This window comes from Burkholderia sp. BCC1985 (assembly GCF_905339915.1).
Taxonomy (GTDB): Bacteria; Pseudomonadota; Gammaproteobacteria; order Burkholderiales; family Burkholderiaceae; genus Burkholderia.
Genome location: NZ_CAJPGY010000035.1, coordinates 22,281 through 39,626, shown reverse-complemented (window position 1 = coordinate 39,626; position 17,346 = coordinate 22,281). Strand labels below are relative to the sequence as shown.

The following is a 17,346-nucleotide window of genomic DNA, read 5'->3' as shown; positions in this document are numbered from 1 at the left end:
GCGACCGGCGCTCGGCGGTTGGAACGTAACGGAGCGTGCGACACGGACGATCCGGCGATGCCGGCCCGGGAGGAAGCGCGCTAACCCGACGATGGCGAGCTAGCGGCGAAAGACATGCGCCTGGCTGCTATCTCGCGATGGCTTGGCCGGCCTGGACCGGCATCGAACTGCAACTGGAGCATGCGTCCACGAAGGGACTCCCTTGATGAATTGGGGCGGATTGTAGTCGCGAGTTTTGCTGCGGTGCAAGCAAAAAAGGCGGCGGCGTTGCGCATTTCGCACCGCGTGCGCCGCCCCCTCCGGGCCGGTCGATGCCCGCTGCGACCGCCCGCCGGCGGCGTGCGGCGACTGTTGCTCGCACGCATCGGCGGCGCGTGCGCGTCGAGGCGCTGAAAGGTTGCGGCGCGTCATTCCGGGCGCGATTCTTTCAGCTCGCATGAACCCGAAAAAATATTCCGTCAAGCCGGTTCCAAAGGGTTGACTTCCGTTTCGGCCGGTCCATAGAATCCGCCATCTTCACTCTTGGGGCCGCCGCCTTGGACGCCTGCAGTAGTCGATCTTCGAACGAAGTTTCCGCCTGAGCGACCGACGTCCGCGCCTCATCGAAGCCGCCGTTTGTCCCCCAGGCAAACGGTGCGCGCAGCAGTATTTCGCAGTAACCCCCTCGTGCACCCAGATTCGCGCCGGTCAGCGTGATGCGTTTGCGCATGCGCCATCCGGTTTCGCCGCCGCCCGGCGCGCGGCCGCGTTCGCGCATGCGTTTCGCATGCACCCGAACGGCGGCCCGCGCGCCGGGCGGCGGCCAACCGTGTTCTCCGGAACACCGCACAGGAGCCGCCATGAACGACAGTGACAGTTGTCCCTTATGCCCGTTGCACCAACAGACCCTTTTGAACCCGGGTCGCAGGGACATTCCGGCCGACTAGCCTGACACGTCGTTCAGGCCCCGGACTGGCCCCGCACCCACCACGCGGCCGGCATGCATGCCGCTGCCGTCAGGAGCCAGACCATGAACTTCGGCCTTCTGCTGTCGAATCTTCCGCAAGTCACGCGATCGCATCCGCACTACGACGCGATGCCGATGCTCGACGCCCGTCCGCGGGTGTTTTCCCGTTTGTTCAACCGGTTGAAATCGCTGCTTTGCTGAACTGAAACACCGAGCGCGTCTCGGCATGCGCGCGCGGGCTCCGGGCTCGTTACGCGTGCGCATTCCAAGACCACACGCTTGACCGAAAAAAACCAGTCGTACGGAATTCATCATGTCCACGCCATCCAACGTCTCTCCACCGATCGCCGTCGAACGCAGTGCCGTGCTCGACGAAGCCCACCTGGGCGACATCCGCGGCGCGCTCGGCACCATCGCGCATCACGACACCGCCGCGCGCGGCACGTGGTGGGCGCGCCTGCGCACGCTGCTCGCGATCATCGGGCCCGGCCTCATCGTGATGGTCGGCGACAACGATGCGGGCGCCTTCGGCACCTATACGCAGGCCGGCCAGAACTACGGGACGACGCTGCTATGGACGCTGCTGCTGCTCGTGCCGGTGCTGTACGTAAACCAGGAAATGGTGCTGCGCCTCGGCGCGGTCACGGGCGTCGGCCATGCGCGCCTGATCTTCGAGCGTTTCGGCAAGTTCTGGGGCGCGTTCAGCGTGATCGACCTGTTCCTGCTCAACGCGCTGACGATCGTCACCGAGTTCATCGGCATCACGTTCGTGCTGGCTTTCTTCGGGCTCCCGAAGATCGCGGGCGTGTGCGTGGCGGCCGCGCTGACGATGGCGGCCGTGAGTACCGGCGACTTCAGGCGCTTCGAGCGGTTCGCGATCGTGCTGTGCGTGCTGAGCCTGCTGCTCGTGCCGGTGCTCGTGTCGATCCACCCGCCGGTGGCGCAGATGTCGCGCGACTTCTTCGTGCCGAACTGGCCCACGCACGCGAAGCTGTCCGACGTGATGCTGCTCGTGATCGGCATCGTCGGCACGACGGTCGCGCCGTGGCAGCTGTTCTTCCAGCAGAGCTACGTGATCGACAAGCGCATCACGCCGCGCTTCATGAAGTACGAGAAGGTCGATCTGTGGATCGGCATCGCGTTCGTGCTGATCGGCGCGGTCGCGATGATCGGCTTCAGCGCGGCGCTGTTCGGCGGCCATTCGGAAGCGGGCAACTTCAGCGACGCGGGCGGCGTGATCGCGGGCCTCGAGAAGTATGCGGGCCGCACGAGCGCGACGCTGTTCGCTGTCGCGCTGCTCGACGCGTGCATCATCGGCGCGGCGGCGGTGTCGCTGTCGACCGCGTACGCGATCGGCGACGTGTTCAAGATCCGTCATTCGCTGCATCGCGGCGTGTCCGACGCGAAGGGCTTCTATCTCGTCTACTTCGGGATCGTCGCGGCCGCTGCCGCGCTCGTGCTGATCCCGGGCAGCCCGCTCGGCCTGCTGACCGAAGCGGTGCAGACGCTCGCGGGCGTGCTGCTGCCGAGCGCGACGGTGTTCCTGCTCGTGCTGTGCAACGATCGCCAGGTGCTCGGCCCGTGGGTCAACTCGACGAAGCTCAACATCTTCACGGGCGCGGTGATCTGGGTGCTCGTGCTGCTGTCGATCATCCTGACCGCGTCGGTGATGTATCCGGACATCAGCGGCGAAGCGATCATCGACGTGCTGGTCGGCGGCACCGTGCTCGCGATCACCGGCTATCTCGCGACGGTACTGATCCGCCGCAACAAGCGCGTCGTCGAGCCGGGCATCGATCGCGCGCTGCGCGCCACCTGGCGCATGCCGCCGCTCGACACGCTCGAACCGCAGAACATGACGGTCGCGACGCGCGTCTGGATGGCCGTGCTGCGCGGCTATCTGGTGATCGCGGTCGGTCTCGTGATCGTCAAGGTCGTGCAGATGACGCTGCTGAAGTAACGCCGTTCGGCGTCATCTCCTGGTGTTGCGCACATGCCGGCCCGCGAGGCCGGCATGTGCGTTTACGCGGGCAGAGCGCGCGCGTCAGATCAGCTCGAGCTTCGACGTCAGGTACGTGAGCTGGATCCGGTTCGCGACGCCGAAGCGCTTGCGCAGCTTGCGCAGGTGATAGTCGACGTTGTGCGCGCTGGTGTCGAGGCGCCGGCCGATCTCCTTGTCCGACGCGCCTTCCGCGATGCCCAGCAGCAGTTCCTGCTCGAACGGCGTGAGCCCGTTCACGGCGCGTTCGCGCGACGTCGCGATCAGTTGCGGCGACGCGAACTTGTGCACCGACAGCCCGATCGACAGCGCCTGCTCGATCGTCGCCGGCGTGATCCACTCGCGCGTGCGGCGCGGCGCGGTGAAGCTCATGAACGCGTGCAGCCGCGTGCCGGGCACGGCCATCGAATACATGATGCCGCTGCACATGCCGTCGTCCTGCATCGTCTGCAGGAAACCGTCGAGCGCGGCCGGGCTCACGCACGGGCCGCCGTCGCGCTCGCGGTGGTCGCGGCGCAGCTGCTGCAGGTCCCACACGATCGGCATGTTGCACACGCGCGCGTCGAGCGTGCGCGGATCGATGTCGTGATGGTTGTGCCGGACGTAGTCGCCGCGATAGGTGGGCGGCGTGAACGCCTCGTGCAGGTAGAGACTTTCGACACGCTCCCGCGAGAATTCGAGCGCGAAATACGCGAACGTCGAGAAGCCCGTCAGGTGCAGCAGGCTGGTGACGATCCGGTTGCGTTCGGCGGTGCTCTGCGCGTGCGCGAGCGTATCGGCGACGCCGAGCTTCGGCGCGTGCGGCTGCGCGATGTCGTCGCGCTTGACGTCGTCGCACCAGACGACCTGCACCGGGCGCGCTCTCGACGCGTCGGCACAGGCGACCGTCCGCCGCGGCGGACGGGGCAAGGTTGGGGCGACCGCTTCTTCTTGCAATGCAATATCGGACATGAGCCATCCCTCGGAATCGACGCGCATCGCGCAGCGGCAGCCGTGTCGTGCACGGTGCCCGCGACGATGCGATCGAGCATCTTTATGATTTGCGCCGATCGTCATCCAGACGAAACGCGGGGGCATTGTACAAAAATGCCTGTATGCGCGTAATATGCCGTAATACTAATTCGGGCGAAAGGTTCATATTCGCACCGGTATAGAGTCGACCAGAAAATCATAAAGAAAAGACCAAATCGTGACGGGGCAGGTTCACATATTGGGAAGGGGTGGGCTCCTCATGACATATGCTGACGACGCGCCACGCGTCGAGTGGTTCTCGCAAGCCGATATCGCGGCCGCTGCCGCTTATTCGAAAGAAATTCATGCAATCGGGCGCGACGTTTTTACCGGCATTCAAATCGCGCCCGGTAAATCCGACCTCGCTTCCGTCGATTTCTCCCAATGCCATGCGCGCTTGCGGCAAATCGGTTTCAGCACGCTCGGCTACGGCGCCTACGAGATGATCGGGCGGCGCATCCTGTGCGCGCATCTGCTGCGCGACCTCGCGCCCGCGACGTTCATGCAGCCGTATATCGAGGGCATGCTCTACGAGAGCGACCCGCGTTTCGCGCAGGTGCGCAGCAGCGGCTTCCCGGTCGCATGGCGGCTCGACGAGATCGAGTCGGCGGCGCAGGGCAGCGGCGACCGCAAGGTGCTCGCGCTGGCCGGCCATCTGCGCGCGCATGCAATGAACAGCGGCGTGATCTTCAGCCTGTCGGCGCCGCGGCTCGACCTGCGCGTTGCCGTGAACGTGACGTCGGAAGCCCACGGCACCGAATGGATCGACGATCGCGTGATCGGCGGTGCGCTGTCGGTGAGCCTCGCCGTGCATCGCGTCGCGCTGCCGTTTCTCGAGGCGCGCATCGCGCGCATGCGCGGCTTCGCGCTCGGCGACGAGCAGCAGCAGGTGCTCGACCGGCTCGTGCACGGGCTGTCCGACCAGGAGATCGCGAGCGCGCTGCGCACGTCGCTGCACAAGGTCGGTCACCATATCCGCTCGCTCGAAAAACTCTTCAACGTGCAGAACCGCGCGCAGCTCGCGTATCTCGCCGCGCGCCGTCTGGAGTCCTGACCCTGTCTGCCCGCGCGGCGCCAGCCGCGCGATGGAAGCGGTTCCGGCGATGCGCGCGCGCAGGCGCCGCCGGGTTTCGTAGTCCGATCCGATCGTCACCGGAAAACGGCTGCGACGCTACGAGGCGCATCCCTTTTTACGCGGTTGCGCGTCGCTACACTCGTCCCATTCAACGGTCCGCGCGACGCGGGGCATGACGGCCCGCGTCCGCCGGCGACAACGACAGGACGACGGCACGATGGCAGAACCGAAGGCGCTCCCTCGCGACTGGCAGCGGATCTTTTCCGCCGGCCGCAGCGTGTCCGGGCGACGTCTCGGGGCATCGCCGCGCGCCGACCTGTTTCTCGCCGCGTTCATCGTGTCGGTGGTCGCGCTGTTCATCCTGCCGCTGCCGCAAGCCGCGCTCGACGGGATGATCTCGCTGAACCTCGCCGCGAGCGTCGTGCTGCTGACGGTATCGACCTACGTGCCGTCGGCGGTCAGCTTCTCGTCGTTTCCCGCGCTGCTGCTGTTCACCACGCTGTTCCGGCTCGCGCTGAACATCGCGTCGTGCAAGCTGATCCTGCTGCACGCGAACGCGGGCCACGTGATCGACGCGTTCGGCCGGCTCGTGGTCGGCAACAACGTCGTGGTGGGCGGCGTGGTGTTCCTGGTGATCGCCGTCGTGCAGTTCATCGTGATCGCGAAGGGTTCGGAGCGGGTCGCCGAAGTCGGCGCGCGCTTCTCGCTCGACGCGATGCCGGGCAAGCAGATGAGCATCGACGCGGACCTGCGCGCGGGCATCATCAGCGCCGACGAAGCGCGCGAGCGCCGCGAGAAGCTCGAACAGGAATCGCAGATGCACGGCGCGATGGACGGCGCGATGAAGTTCGTGAAGGGCGATGCGATCGCGGGCCTCGTGATCGCGTTCATCAACATCGTCGCGGGCATCGCGGTCGGCACGCTGATGCACGGGATGGATATCGGCGAGGCGCTGCAGCGCTACGCGATCCTGACGGTCGGCGACGGGATGGCGTCGCAGATCCCGTCGCTGCTGGTGTCGATCGCGGCGGGCATCGTGACGACGCGCGTCGCGACGCGCGACACGCGGCAGCGCCAGCTCGGCGAACAGCTGGGCGAGCAGCTCGGCGCGCATCCGCGCGCGCTGCTGATCGCGGCGCTGGTGCTGGCCGGGTTCCTCGTCGTGCCCGGTTTTCCGAAATGGTCGTTCGCGCTGATCGCGCTCGGCCTCGGCGCGTTCGCCTTCACGCAGCTCAAGCGCAAGACGACCGCGCCGAGCTTCAACCTGATTCATATCGCGGGTCGCATCGGCGCGACCGACGACGGCCAGCCCGCGAAGGTGTCGCATGCGGCAGGCGTCACGTCGCTGATCGCGGTGTCGCTGTCGGACGACCTGCGCACGACGCTGAACCTCGCGCAGCTGCAGACTGCGCTGTCGAGCGCGAAGGCGCGCGTCGACGCGGACATCGGCACGGTGTTTCCACGCATCACGCTGAACGACGACGAAGGGGCGGCGCCCGGCACGTACCGGATCTATCTGCAGGACGTGCTCGCCGCGCATGGCGCGCTGAAGCCGGGCTGGCTGCTGTGGGACGGCGTCGCGCCGCTGCCGGAGCGCGCGGAGCGCCAGCCGGCCGAGGCGTTCGGCCCGTTCGCGACCGCGCTGTGGATCAAGCCCGACGGCGCGGCGCCGGACGGCAAGTGGCTGACGAGCGAAGGCGCGCTCGCCGCGCACGTCGAGCAGATCGTGCGCCAGCATGCGGACGAGCTGCTCGGCATCCAGGAAACGCAGGCGCTCGTGCACCTGGTGCGCCGCGAGCATCCGGAACTCGTCGGCGAACTGACGCGGCTCGTGCCGCTGCAGCGCGTGACCGAGGTGCTGCGCCGGCTGCTGGCCGAGCAGGTGCCGATCCGCAACCTGCGCGTGATTTTCGAAAGCCTGATCACGTGGGCGCCGAACGAGCCGGACGACGTGATCGCGCTGGTCGAGCTGGTGCGCGTCGACCTGCGCCGGATGATCACCGATCGCCATGCGGGCGCGACGCGGCAGCTGCGCGTCGTGCTGTTCGAGCAGAACCTGCAGGAGCGGATCGAGAACGCGGTGATGCGCACGAAGCAGGGCAATTTCCTCGCGCTGTCGAGCGCGATCAAGCAGGACATCGGCGAACAGGTGCGCGCGATCGTGCAGGCCGCGACGGCGGCGCAGCCGGCAGGCGCGGGCGGTCACGGCAACCCGCCGGGCGCCGCGCGGCTCGCGGTGATGGTCGCGCTCGGCGCGCGCCGCTACGTGAAGACGATTTTGCAGCCGGTGCTGCCGGAACTCGCGGTGCTGTCGTACCAGGAGGTCGAGGAGGACGTGCAGCTGCATACGGTCGGCTGGGTGAAGAACCCGCCCGACGACGGCACGCTCGGCGCGGGCGCCGGCGTGCGTGCGCCGGGAGTCGTGCAATGACGAGCTCGACGATCCTCGACCTGACCCGGCAGGCGCTGATGCTGGTGCTGCTGCTGTCGCTGCCGATCGTGCTGATCGCCACCGTCACCGGCCTCGTCGTCGCGATCCTGCAGGCCGTCACGCAAGTGCAGGACGCCAACCTCGGCATCGCGGTGCGGCTGATCGCCGTGATGGTCGCGCTCGTGCTGCTGTCGGGCTGGCTCGGCAGCGAGGTGCTGCGCTTCGCGCAGCAGGCGCTGGAACGCATGTTCGTTTCTTCCACAGGAGTGTCTTGATGCGTCGACGCGTCGCCCCGATCCGGTTTCAACCGCGCCGCCTGCAACGGGCCGCGCTCGCCATGTGCGCGACCGCGCTGCTCGCGGCGTCGCTGTGCGTGACGGTCGCGCAGCCGGCGCGCGCGGCGGACCTGCGCTGGCGCAACAAGCCGTTCACGATCGTCGCGAACGGCAAGAAGATCGGCGACTTCATTCGCGAGCTCGCATCGTCGCAGGGCGTGACGGCCGTGGTCGACCCGAAGGTCGACGGCGTGATCAGCGGCCGCTTCTCGGGCACGCCGCAGCAGACGCTCGACACGATCTGCTCGACCTACGGGCTCACGTGGTACTACGACGGCTCGTTCCTGTACGTCGACCCGGCCGACCAGTCGCAGACGCAGATGATCCCGATCCCGCCGAACGCGGCCGGCGAGATCGGCCGCGCGCTGCAGGCGATGCAGATTCCCGACAAGCGCTACACGCTCGTGATCAACGATCGCGCGAACAGCGTGTACGTGGCCGGCCCGCGTCGTTACGTGGAGCTCGTGCGGCAGGCGGTCGGCTCGGTCGGCGATCCGTCGGCGAACGGCGCGCATGCGGACATCCGCGCGTTCCGGCTCCGGTACGGCTGGGCGTCCGACTTCACGATCAACCGCTCGGGCAAGGAAGTGACGGTGCCGGGCGTCGCGACGATCCTGCGCCGGCTGTTCGGCAAGGGCGGCGGCACGAGCGAACTGCCGTCGAGCACGCCGCTCGGGCAGGCCGCGCGCCAGGTGAAGCTCGGCTCGGGGCTGACGATCGCGGTGCCTCGGCTCGACTTCCCGGACATTGCCGGCGGCCCGCGCCAGGGCGGCTATGGCGGTGCCGACGGCGCTGCCGGCGGCGTCTCGCCGTTCTCGAACGGCGGCGGTGGCGACACGCTGCCGCAGATCGTCGCCGATCCGGCGATCAACGCGGTGATCGTGCGCGACCTGCCGGAGAACATGTACCGCTACCAGTCGCTGATCAACCAGCTCGACGAGCGGCCACGCATCGTCGAGATCAACGTGACGATCATCGACATCAACGAGGATTCGCTCGACAGTCTCGGGATCGACTGGCGCCTGCACACGACGCACGGCGACGTGCAGATCGGCAACGGCGCGAACCCGCTGAACGGCAACACGCAGTACAACGGCGCCGGCAATCCGCCGCTGACGTTCGGCGTCGGCGCGTCGGAGACGGGGCAGACCGGCACCTTCATGCCGACCGGCATCGCGCTGACCGCGTCGATCGGCGGCTCGCTGCGCAACTACCTGCTCACGCGCGTGAACGCGCTCGCGCAGAAGGGGCAGGCGCAGCTGCGCTCGAAGCCGAAGGTTCTCGCGCTCGACAACACCGAGGCCATTCTCGAGAACCTCACGCAGTTCTACGTGCAGGTGCAGGGCTACCAGGATTCGTCGCTGTACAGCGTGACGACCGGCACCAGCATCAAGGTGACGCCGATGATCGTCGACGAGGCGATCCGCAATGCGGCCGCCGTGTCCGGCAACCCGCAGAGCGTGATGATGTCGATCGACATCCAGGACGGCAACATCGTGCCGGGCCAGGCCGTGTCGAACGTGCCGGTGATCCAGCAGCGCAACATCGTCACCAAGACGATGATCGACGAAGGCAAGAGCCTCCTGATCGCGGGCTTCAACGACGACGAGGTGCGGCTGAACAAGAGCGGCGTGCCGTGGCTGTCGGACATCCCGCTGATCGGCAACCTGTTCAAGTACACCGACAAGTCGGGCAACCACATGGAGCGGTTCTACCTGCTGACGCCGCGCGTGGTGACGACCGCGTCGATGTACGCGCCGGACGGCGCGCCGGTGAACCCGGGCGCGGACGGGCCGGCCGGTTCGAACGGCACGTCGATGTATCGCCCGCCGGACAACGACATCGCGGTGCCGCTCACGCCCGCGCCGCTGCCCGGCACCAAGTTCGGCCCGCCCGCGCTGCCGCCGCCGCCGAAGGATTCGGCGGCGCAGCCGGTGGCGACGACCGCAGGAGCGTCCACCCATGTCGACGACCATCATTGACCCGCACGGCGACGGCGCATTGTCCGGCGGCACGGCGGGCGCCGCGGCCGGGGCGCCCGCGCTCGCGTCGCCGTGGAACCTGTGCTTCCTCAGCGGGCCGATGTACGGCCGCACGATGTCGCTCGCGCGCGGCGCGAACTGGGTCGGCACCGCGGCCGACTGCGAAGTGATCCTGCCCGATCGCGAGATCGGCGCGAAACAGGTATGCCTGCAGGTCGGCGCGCTCGCGGTGACGGTGCAGAACCACGGCGGCGACGGCGGCGCGCCGGTGCTGTTCAACGACGCGCCGCTCGGCGCGGGCCGCCGCTCGATGACGCCGCAGGATGTCGTGACGGTCGGCTCGATCAAGCTCGGCATCGCGCGTCATGCGCAGGCGAGCGTCGCGGTGCCCGACGAGGCCGACGCGCCGGACGCCGCGCGCGAGGCCGCGTGGCTCGGCTGGCTCACCGGCGGGCTGCGCCGCCTCGGCAGCCGGCGGCTCGTGATCGCGGTCGTCGCGCTGTGGATCGGCGTGCTGCTCGGCGCGCTCGGTTACGGCTTCGTCGCATGGTCGGGGCGCCTGCCGTGGCAGCACGAGTCGGTGCTCGCGCGCACGCACCGGCTGCAGCAGCTGCTTCACGCGTATCCGGAGCTCGCCGTCGCGCCGCGCGACGACGGCGTGATCGTGTCGGGTTACGTGAGCGACCCGGCCGCGCGGGAACGCGTCGCGCAGATCGTCGCGGGCGTCGACAACGCGGCGCTCGGCAATCTCTACGTGGTCAGCGATCTCGTCGCGACCGCGCAGACGTATTTCAGCGACACGGCGCTGACGGTCACCTATCTCGGCCGCGGCCGGACCGAATTGACGGGGGCGGCCGAGCGCGCGCAGATCGAGCCGCGTATCCGCAACTACATGAAGGACGCGCGCCCGGCGCTCGAGGTAGTCGACCACGTGCGCGACGCCGATGCGGCCGCGCCGCGCACCGCGACGACGCTCGGCGGCGTCGCGGGGATTCCGGAGATCACGACGGTGTTCGCCGGCGACGGCGACCAGCGCTACATCGAGACGGCCGATGGCAGCCGCTATTTCGAAGGCGCGCGGCTGAAGGAAGGGCCGACCGTGGTGTCGATCGGCCCCGACGAAGTGGTGTTCGAACGCAATGGCCAGCGCATCACGATGCCGCTCGGCGGCCCGTCCGCGAGCGCGCCCGGGCGGGCGCCGGCGCCGCCCGTGCCGCCGCTCGCGAGCGGCGCGGCGGCCGGCGTCGCGCAGCCGGTGCCCGGACCGGCGTTGTTGCCGGATGCGCCGGCGGTACCGGCGGTATCAGCGGTACCGGCGGTTGCCGCGGCCGGCGCATCGAAGGCGGCGGCGCACTAGCGCCGCGACGGGACTTGCGCATCGCGTGTCGCGCGGTGCGCGCATTACGCGACACGCCGCGCGCATGCGGCGCGTCACGTCGCCGGCGGGGCATGGGGCCGCCGCCGGAACAGGGAAGCAGTTCAATGACGTACATGCAAAGGAGCGAAACATGAGTACCCCCCCGACTGGTGCCAACAACACGCAACAGGTCCAGCAGCAGGCGGACGACCTGACCAAGACGCAGCTCGAACTGACGAAGATCAACTTCCAGGTCCAGCAGTCGACCGCGACGTTCGAAACCAGCAACGCAGTGACCGCGCAGGAAGGGACGGCGAACGCCCAGGTTGCGCAACACCTGAGTTCCGCCGGCCGCGCATGACGCCGGTCGCCGGCCGTGCCGCGCGACGCCGGATGCCGGGGCCGCCCGTGACGGGCGCCCGGCGGGGCGTATGCGCGTGGCGGCCGGCCCGTTCCCGGCGCTGCCGGTCAAGGAGGACACGATCATGTCGGTAACAGGCGTAGGCGCGGCACCCCCGGGCGCGGCCGCGCTCGCGGGTGCCGTGCAGCAGGCGGGCACGGCGTCCGATCCGGCGCAGGTGCGCCAGTTCGATGCGTTGATGCAGCCGGGTGCCGCGCCGGCCGCGACGTCGCCGTCGGCGTCGGGCGTCGCGATGACGCGTGCGCCGGCCGATGCGGCGCCGGCCGTGCAGATGACGCCAGCGACACCCGCGCAGGCGAACCATTCGTCGCTCGTCGAGCGGTTGCGCACCTACGGCAACGATCTCGACACGCGGTACGCGAACATCGACAAGCATCGCACCGAGATGCTGACGTCGATGGCGGACAACCGCAGCGATCCGCTGATGACGATGGTGAAGGCGATGGATTTCCAGTGGACGGCGACCACCACGATTTCGGAATACCAGTTGAGCCTGTCGGTCGCGCAGGCGGCGAACGGCTTCACGCACACGGTGCTGAAGACCCAGGAGTAGCGAAAGCCGGTGCGTGCGCCTGAACCGGCCGCGCGCCCTGAAGCGGACAAACGATGACGACGATCGATTCGACGCCGCGCCTGCATGCGTGGCGCAGCCGGGCGGCGCGTGCGCTGCTCGCGGGGCTGCTCGCGCTGCTGGCGGGCTGCCAGAAGGAGCTTTACTCCGGCCTGTCGGAGCGCGATGCGAACCAGATGGTTGCCGTGCTCGGCGACGCGGGCATCAGCGCGGCGAAGGACAACGACGCGCGCGACACGTCGGATCGCAACGCATGGCAGGTGAGCGTCGCGGACGGCGACATGCAGTCGGCGCTCACCGTGCTGCAGGCGAACGGGCTGCCGAAGCCGAGCTACGCGAGCCTCGGCGAGCTGTTCCAGAAGCAGGGGCTCGTGTCGACGCCGGCCGAGGAGCGCGTGCGCTACCTGTACGGCGTGTCGCAGGACCTGTCGCGCACGCTGCAGGACATCGAGGGCGTGGTGGTCGCGCGCGTGCAGGTCGTGATTCCGGAGAACGATCCGCTCGCGGACAAGATCAAGCCGTCGTCGGCGGCCGTGTACATCCGCTACCGGCCCGGCGTGGACCTGCGCGCGATGGCGCCGATGGTCAAGGATCTCGTCGCGCACAGCATCGAAGGGCTGCAGTACGACAACGTGTCGCTGTTCCTGCAGCCGGCCGCCGCGCGCACGGCGCGCGTGGACGGGATCGGCAGCGCGGTGTCGGACATCCTGCGGCTGCGCTCGCCGCTCGGCTGGCTGGTGTTCGCGCTGATCCTGCTGACCTGCGCGGTGATCGCGCTGTCGGCCGCGCGGCGCGGGATGTTCGGCGCGCGGCTGGCCGGGCTGGTCGGCGGCGTACCGCGCGGCGGCAACGGTGCAGGCGGCGCGTCCGCGCAGTCGGGCGGCAGCCTGCGCACGCCGGACGGCGCGCGCGACGGCGCATGAACGAGCCGCATGTGCTGCCGCCGGGCGTTGCGCCCGACGCCGTGTCGCTGCCGTGGCTGCAATCTCTCGCGGCGCCGCCCGCCGGGCGGCGCGCGGCGTTTCGTGCGCTCGTCTGCGAATTCAACCTGCGGCCCGACCGTTATCTGCACGTGACGCGCGTGCCGGCCGACTGGCCCGCGCGCTACCGCTCGCCCGACGCGTTCGGCCCGGCCGGCCGCAAGCTGCTTGCGCGCCATCTGCTCGATGCGAACGGCGTGGCCGAACATCACGACTTCGACCTCGCGAATCCGTGCGCGCGGCTCGCGCTGCTGCCCGGCGCGGCGCTCGAACAGCTCGCATCGTATGCGGGCTTGCTGCTGCATCGCGGCTGGCTGCGCGATGCGCTGGCCGTGCGCCGCATTCGCGCGGAAGTCGCGGCGAAGCTCGGCGGCGATGCACTGGAGCTCGCGCTCGAGCGCGCGCCGGAATTCGGTGCGCTCGCGGACACGCTCGAACCGTGGCGTGCCGATCCGGCCGCGCTGCCGGTGGTGATCCGTGCGCGCGGCGGGCGGCTGCTCGCGGATTTCATCGGCGTGGCGGGCGATGCGGTCGCGCGGCGCGCGCGGCTGAAATTCAACCGCGCGATCGACGACGAAGCGCCGTACTGGCTGAACCGCGCGCAGCGCGACCAGTTCGGCGAATTGCTGTTTCTGTTTCTGATTCCCGAGAGGCTTGCGTCATGGGACTGGCTTTTCTGATCACGAGCGACAACCTGCAGCTGCTGTCGGAGCGCAAGGTACTCAAGGAGCGCGAATACGCGGCGCTGCTCGACGCGTCCGCGGTGATCGCGACCGCGCGCGACGAGGCCGCGCGCATCGTCGCCGATGCGCAGCGCGAATTCGACAAGCGCCAGGCGGCCGGCTACGACGAAGGGATGCGCCGCGCGCAGCGCGAGCATGCGGCGCAGGCTTATACGCAGGCGCTGGCCGCCGCGCGCACGATGGAGTCGATGAAGGATTCGATGGCCGACATCGTCGTGAAAGCCGTGCGCGCGATCGTCGGCGAGATGCCCACGCAGAAGCTGTACGAGGCTGCGCTCGCGCGGATCGCGCCGCTCGTGCGCGACGAGGCGTTCCTGATCGTGCGGGTCGCGCCGGGCCGCGAGGACGAGATGCGCGACGCGCTCGAGCGCGCGTTCGCCGGCCAGTCGAACCGGCAACGGATCCGCATCGTCGAGGATGCGCAGCTCGAACGCCACGCATGCACGGTCGAGACGCCGTCCGGGCGCATCGATGCGAGCCTCGACCTGCAGATCGACGCGCTGCGCCAGGCGATCCGCCGCGACGCGCTGAAGGGCTCGCCGCGATGAACGCGCCGCTCGACGATCCGCAACCGAACGGCCGCGAGAGCGACGACGATGCCGCGCCGTTCGATCGCGGCCGCCTCGTCGGCGATCTCGACGCGGGGCTCGCCTTCTTCTCGCCGGTGTCGGTGCAGGGCCGCGTCAATCACGCGGTCGGGCAGATCCTCAACGCGACGGGCATCCGTGCGCGGCTCGGCGAGATCTGCGAGCTGCGCACGCCGAACCAGCCGACGCTGCTCGCCGAGGTGGTCGGCTTCTCGCGGCAGACCACGCTGCTCACGCCGCTCGGCGACGTGGCCGGGCTGTCGCCGGAGACGAGTGTCGTGCCGTCCGGGCGCGAGCACGTGTTTCCGGTCGGCGAAGCGCTGTTCGGCCGCGTGCTCGACGGGCTCGGCCGGCCGCTCGACGATCGCGGGCCGGTGACGGGCGCCGCGTGGGTGTCGACGCAGCAGGACCCGCCGAACCCGCTCGCGCGCAAGCTGATCGACACGCCGTTTCCGACCGGCGTGCGCGTGATCGACGGCCTGATGACGCTCGGCATCGGCCAGCGCGTCGGCATCTTCGCGCCGTCCGGCGTCGGCAAGAGCACGCTGCTCGGGATGATCGCGCGCGGCGCGCAGGCCGACGTGAACGTGATCGCGCTGGTCGGCGAACGCGGCCGCGAAGTGCGCGAGTTCATCGAGCACAGCCTGTCGCCCGAGGTGCGCGCCCGCTCGATCGTCGTCGTGTCGACGTCCGATCGTCCGGCGATGGAGCGCGTGAAATCCGCGCTGGTCGCGACCGCGATCGCCGAGCACTTTCGCGATGCGGGCAAGCGCGTGCTGCTGCTGGTCGATTCGCTCACGCGTTTCGCGCGCGCGCAGCGCGAGGTCGGCCTCGCGAGCGGCGAGCCGCCGACGCGGCGCAGCTTCCCGCCGTCGACGTTCGCCGTGCTGCCGCGCCTGCTCGAACGCGCGGGGCAGGGCGCGACCGGCTCGATCACCGCGCTGTATACGGTGCTGGTCGAAGGCGATGAGGAATCCGATCCGATCGCCGAGGAAGTGCGCTCGATCCTCGACGGTCACATCGTGCTGTCGCGCAAGATCGCGCTCGCGAACCGCTATCCGGCGATCGACGTGCTCGCGAGCCTGTCGCGCGTGATGCCGCTCGTCGCGAGCCGCGCGCATCAGCAAGCGGCCGCGCGCGTGCGCGAGCTGATCGCGAAGTACCAGGAAATCGAGCTGCTCGTGCAGATCGGCGAGTACCGCGAAGGCAGCGACCGGCTTGGCGATCTCGCGCTGCGTGCGCGCGATGCGATCGGCGCGTTCTGCGCGCAGGCGTCGCACGAGGACGTGCGTTTCGACGCGCTGCTCGCGAAGCTGACGAAACTCGCGAACGACCATGTCTGAAGCCGACGACCGTCTCGTGCTCGCGACGCTCGCACGCCTGAAGCGCGTGCGCGAGATGCGCAGCCAGATCGCGCGCGTGGCGGCCGCGCGCCAGCAGGGCATCGCCGCGCAGAGCCGGCGCGCGCTCGACGCCGCGCACGCGCAGCTTGCGCAGCAGGTCGCGGCGAAGGCCGCGATCCAGACGCGCCTCGCCGATGACGTGCGCGAGGCGCGCGCGTTGCAGAACGCGGCGGCCGATACGCGCACGTTCGACCGCCATATCGGTGTCGCGCACGCGTCGGTCAGCGAGGCCGCGCACGTGCACCGCGATCACGAGGCCACGCTCGCCGACCTGCAGCGCGCCGCGCGCAAGGCGAAGGCCGCCGAGGACAAGCTCGACAAGGCCGGCGAGAAGGCCCTGCACGCGCGCGCGGCGCGGGTCGAGCGCGACGCCGATGAAGTCGCGGATGCGCATGCGGTGCGGCGCTTCGCGACGGCCGGCGTGTGGGCGGGCGACGCGCAGGGGCATGCATCGGGGCAGCGTGACATGGCGGCCGCGTTCGATGCGGAAATGGTGTCGCGACCGGCGGGGGTGGACGCGATGGACACGGCAAACACGGCAAACACGGCAAACACGGCAAACACGGCAAACACGGCAAACACGCGCGCAGCGGCCGGCAACGCCGACCCGGGCGGCGCGACTGTCCCGGCCGCCGCCGTCGACGATGCGGCGCCGCCCGCCGCCGCGGAGCGCCGATGCTAGACCACGCCGCGAACTTCAACGACATCGCCGGCACGCTGCGTCCACTGCTCTACGTGATGCCGCGCCTGCTGCCGATCATGTTCGTCGTGCCGGTGTTCAACGAGCAGATCGTCACGGGCCTCGTGCGCAACGGCATCGCGGTCGTGATCGCCGCGTTCGTCGCGCCGGTGATCGACCCCGCGCAGGTCGCCGCGCTGCCGTTCCTGATGTGGTGCCTGCTCGTCGCGAAGGAGGCGGTGATCGGCATGCTGCTCGCGGGCGCGTTCAGCGCGGTGCTGTTCGCGATCCAGGGCGTCGGCTACCTGATCGATTTCCAGACCGGCAGCGGCAGCGCCGCGTTCTTCGATCCGATGGGCGGGCACGAGGGCGGCCCGACGTCAGGGTTCCTGAATTTCGTCGCGATCGCGCTGTTCGTCACCGCGGGCGGGCTGCAGGTGCTCGTGCAGCTGTTCGCGCAGTCGTACGCGTGGTGGCCGATCGGCTCGCTCGGCCCTGATTTCTCGTCGATGCTGCAGACCTTCGTCGTGCGGCAGACCGACACGATCTTCGAATGGATGGTGAAGCTCGCCGCGCCGGTGATCATCGTGCTGGTGCTGGTCGAGCTCGGCATCGGCCTCGTCGGGCGCGCGGTGCCGCAGCTGAACATCTTCGTGTTCGCGCAGCCGCTGAAGAGCGCGCTCGCGGTGCTGATGATGGTGCTGTTCCTGCCGGTGGTATACGCGTCGCTGCACGCGCTGCTGAGCCCCGATAGCGGGTTGATGGCGCTGCTGCGCGCGCTGTTCGCCGCGCACGGCGGCGCGTGACGGCCCCGCCGGAACCGGAG

At 69.4% G+C, this 17,346-nt stretch carries 17 protein-coding genes; 15 read left to right on the top strand and 2 right to left on the bottom strand.

What is annotated here, in order from left to right; all coding sequences use genetic code 11:
• Positions 1-427: 427 nt before the first annotated feature.
• Positions 428-757: a hypothetical protein gene (locus U4Z31_RS27935; protein WP_193759831.1), complete on the bottom strand. Its 330-nt coding sequence runs from the start codon at positions 755-757 to the stop codon at positions 428-430.
• 252 nt (positions 758-1,009) lie between these two features.
• On the opposite strand from U4Z31_RS27935, the gene U4Z31_RS27930 reads away from it, so the two are divergent.
• Positions 1,010-1,147: a hypothetical protein gene (locus U4Z31_RS27930; protein WP_193759822.1), complete on the top strand. Its 138-nt coding sequence runs from the start codon at positions 1,010-1,012 to the stop codon at positions 1,145-1,147.
• 112 nt (positions 1,148-1,259) lie between these two features.
• A complete protein-coding gene (locus U4Z31_RS27925; RefSeq protein WP_044847603.1) occupies positions 1,260-2,906 on the top strand; it encodes an Nramp family divalent metal transporter in 1,647 nt (548 codons plus the stop codon).
• 84 nt (positions 2,907-2,990) lie between these two features.
• Here U4Z31_RS27925 and U4Z31_RS27920 read toward each other — a convergent pair whose 3' ends face one another.
• A complete protein-coding gene (locus tag U4Z31_RS27920; RefSeq protein ID WP_321812020.1) occupies positions 2,991-3,896 on the bottom strand; it encodes a helix-turn-helix transcriptional regulator in 906 nt (301 codons plus the stop codon).
• A 280-nt stretch (positions 3,897-4,176) separates the two neighbouring features.
• On the opposite strand from U4Z31_RS27920, the gene U4Z31_RS27915 reads away from it, so the two are divergent.
• From U4Z31_RS27915 to sctT, 13 genes are all read left to right on the top strand, one after another.
• Positions 4,177-5,010 carry a helix-turn-helix transcriptional regulator gene (locus tag U4Z31_RS27915; protein ID WP_321812019.1) on the top strand — a complete coding sequence of 278 codons (834 nt, stop codon included), beginning with the start codon at positions 4,177-4,179 and terminating at the stop codon, positions 5,008-5,010.
• A gap of 238 nt (positions 5,011-5,248) precedes the next feature.
• The gene (gene sctV / locus U4Z31_RS27910) at positions 5,249-7,462 is read left to right on the top strand and encodes a type III secretion system export apparatus subunit SctV (RefSeq protein WP_044847605.1); all 2,214 of its coding nucleotides are present in this window, start codon (positions 5,249-5,251) and stop codon (positions 7,460-7,462) included.
• On the top strand, positions 7,459-7,737 hold the full coding sequence (gene sctS, locus U4Z31_RS27905) for a type III secretion system export apparatus subunit SctS (protein ID WP_044847606.1): 279 nt from the start codon (positions 7,459-7,461) through the stop codon (positions 7,735-7,737). Before sctV ends, sctS begins: the two co-directional genes overlap by 4 nt.
• The gene (gene sctC, locus U4Z31_RS27900) at positions 7,737-9,779 is read left to right on the top strand and encodes a type III secretion system outer membrane ring subunit SctC (RefSeq protein ID WP_321812018.1); all 2,043 of its coding nucleotides are present in this window, start codon (positions 7,737-7,739) and stop codon (positions 9,777-9,779) included. Before sctS ends, sctC begins: the two co-directional genes overlap by 1 nt.
• A complete protein-coding gene (gene sctD, locus U4Z31_RS27895; protein ID WP_321812017.1) occupies positions 9,760-11,136 on the top strand; it encodes a type III secretion system inner membrane ring subunit SctD in 1,377 nt (458 codons plus the stop codon). The genes sctC and sctD overlap by 20 nt, the downstream gene beginning before the upstream one ends.
• A gap of 151 nt (positions 11,137-11,287) precedes the next feature.
• Positions 11,288-11,497: a hypothetical protein gene (locus tag U4Z31_RS27890; protein WP_044847609.1), complete on the top strand. Its 210-nt coding sequence runs from the start codon at positions 11,288-11,290 to the stop codon at positions 11,495-11,497.
• 124 nt (positions 11,498-11,621) lie between these two features.
• Entirely contained in the window at positions 11,622-12,110 is a 489-nt protein-coding gene (locus U4Z31_RS27885) for a hypothetical protein (RefSeq protein ID WP_321812035.1), read from the top strand.
• Between the two features lie 53 nt (positions 12,111-12,163).
• Complete coding sequence (sctJ, locus tag U4Z31_RS27880) at positions 12,164-13,051, top strand: type III secretion system inner membrane ring lipoprotein SctJ (protein ID WP_321812016.1); 888 nt, start codon at positions 12,164-12,166, stop codon at positions 13,049-13,051.
• Positions 13,048-13,788 (top strand): SctK family type III secretion system sorting platform protein, encoded by a 741-nt coding sequence (locus U4Z31_RS27875; RefSeq protein ID WP_321812015.1) that lies wholly within the window; start codon positions 13,048-13,050, stop codon positions 13,786-13,788. Before sctJ ends, U4Z31_RS27875 begins: the two co-directional genes overlap by 4 nt.
• Positions 13,770-14,399: a type III secretion system stator protein SctL gene (sctL, locus tag U4Z31_RS27870; protein ID WP_321812014.1), complete on the top strand. Its 630-nt coding sequence runs from the start codon at positions 13,770-13,772 to the stop codon at positions 14,397-14,399. The genes U4Z31_RS27875 and sctL overlap by 19 nt, the downstream gene beginning before the upstream one ends.
• Positions 14,396-15,781, top strand: a complete 1,386-nt coding sequence (gene sctN / locus U4Z31_RS27865) for a type III secretion system ATPase SctN (RefSeq protein ID WP_124893035.1) — start codon at positions 14,396-14,398, stop codon at positions 15,779-15,781. Before sctL ends, sctN begins: the two co-directional genes overlap by 4 nt.
• Positions 15,774-16,523 (top strand): hypothetical protein, encoded by a 750-nt coding sequence (locus tag U4Z31_RS27860; RefSeq protein WP_321812013.1) that lies wholly within the window; start codon positions 15,774-15,776, stop codon positions 16,521-16,523. Before sctN ends, U4Z31_RS27860 begins: the two co-directional genes overlap by 8 nt.
• Complete coding sequence (gene sctT / locus U4Z31_RS27855; protein WP_124667327.1) at positions 16,517-17,326, top strand: type III secretion system export apparatus subunit SctT; 810 nt, start codon at positions 16,517-16,519, stop codon at positions 17,324-17,326. The genes U4Z31_RS27860 and sctT overlap by 7 nt, the downstream gene beginning before the upstream one ends.
• Positions 17,327-17,346 lie beyond the last annotated feature (20 nt).

What these genes read in the sequence shown, in the direction of transcription:
- sctN (WP_124893035.1), top strand. Translation starts at nt 14,396, where the DNA reads ATGAACGCGCCGCTCGACGATCCGCAACCGAACGGCCGCGAGAGCGAC.
- U4Z31_RS27915 (WP_321812019.1), top strand. Translation starts at nt 4,177, where the DNA reads ATGACATATGCTGACGACGCGCCACGCGTCGAGTGGTTCTCGCAAGCC.
- U4Z31_RS27890 (WP_044847609.1), top strand. Translation starts at nt 11,288, where the DNA reads ATGAGTACCCCCCCGACTGGTGCCAACAACACGCAACAGGTCCAGCAG.
- U4Z31_RS27885 (WP_321812035.1), top strand. Translation starts at nt 11,622, where the DNA reads ATGTCGGTAACAGGCGTAGGCGCGGCACCCCCGGGCGCGGCCGCGCTC.
- sctL (WP_321812014.1), top strand. Translation starts at nt 13,770, where the DNA reads ATGGGACTGGCTTTTCTGATCACGAGCGACAACCTGCAGCTGCTGTCG.
- U4Z31_RS27935 (WP_193759831.1), bottom strand. Translation starts at nt 757, where the DNA reads ATGCGCGAACGCGGCCGCGCGCCGGGCGGCGGCGAAACCGGATGGCGC.
- U4Z31_RS27875 (WP_321812015.1), top strand. Translation starts at nt 13,048, where the DNA reads ATGAACGAGCCGCATGTGCTGCCGCCGGGCGTTGCGCCCGACGCCGTG.
- U4Z31_RS27920 (WP_321812020.1), bottom strand. Translation starts at nt 3,896, where the DNA reads ATGTCCGATATTGCATTGCAAGAAGAAGCGGTCGCCCCAACCTTGCCC.
- U4Z31_RS27930 (WP_193759822.1), top strand. Translation starts at nt 1,010, where the DNA reads ATGAACTTCGGCCTTCTGCTGTCGAATCTTCCGCAAGTCACGCGATCG.
- sctC (WP_321812018.1), top strand. Translation starts at nt 7,737, where the DNA reads ATGCGTCGACGCGTCGCCCCGATCCGGTTTCAACCGCGCCGCCTGCAA.
- sctV (WP_044847605.1), top strand. Translation starts at nt 5,249, where the DNA reads ATGGCAGAACCGAAGGCGCTCCCTCGCGACTGGCAGCGGATCTTTTCC.
- U4Z31_RS27860 (WP_321812013.1), top strand. Translation starts at nt 15,774, where the DNA reads ATGTCTGAAGCCGACGACCGTCTCGTGCTCGCGACGCTCGCACGCCTG.
- sctD (WP_321812017.1), top strand. Translation starts at nt 9,760, where the DNA reads ATGTCGACGACCATCATTGACCCGCACGGCGACGGCGCATTGTCCGGC.
- sctT (WP_124667327.1), top strand. Translation starts at nt 16,517, where the DNA reads ATGCTAGACCACGCCGCGAACTTCAACGACATCGCCGGCACGCTGCGT.
- sctS (WP_044847606.1), top strand. Translation starts at nt 7,459, where the DNA reads ATGACGAGCTCGACGATCCTCGACCTGACCCGGCAGGCGCTGATGCTG.
- U4Z31_RS27925 (WP_044847603.1), top strand. Translation starts at nt 1,260, where the DNA reads ATGTCCACGCCATCCAACGTCTCTCCACCGATCGCCGTCGAACGCAGT.
- sctJ (WP_321812016.1), top strand. Translation starts at nt 12,164, where the DNA reads ATGACGACGATCGATTCGACGCCGCGCCTGCATGCGTGGCGCAGCCGG.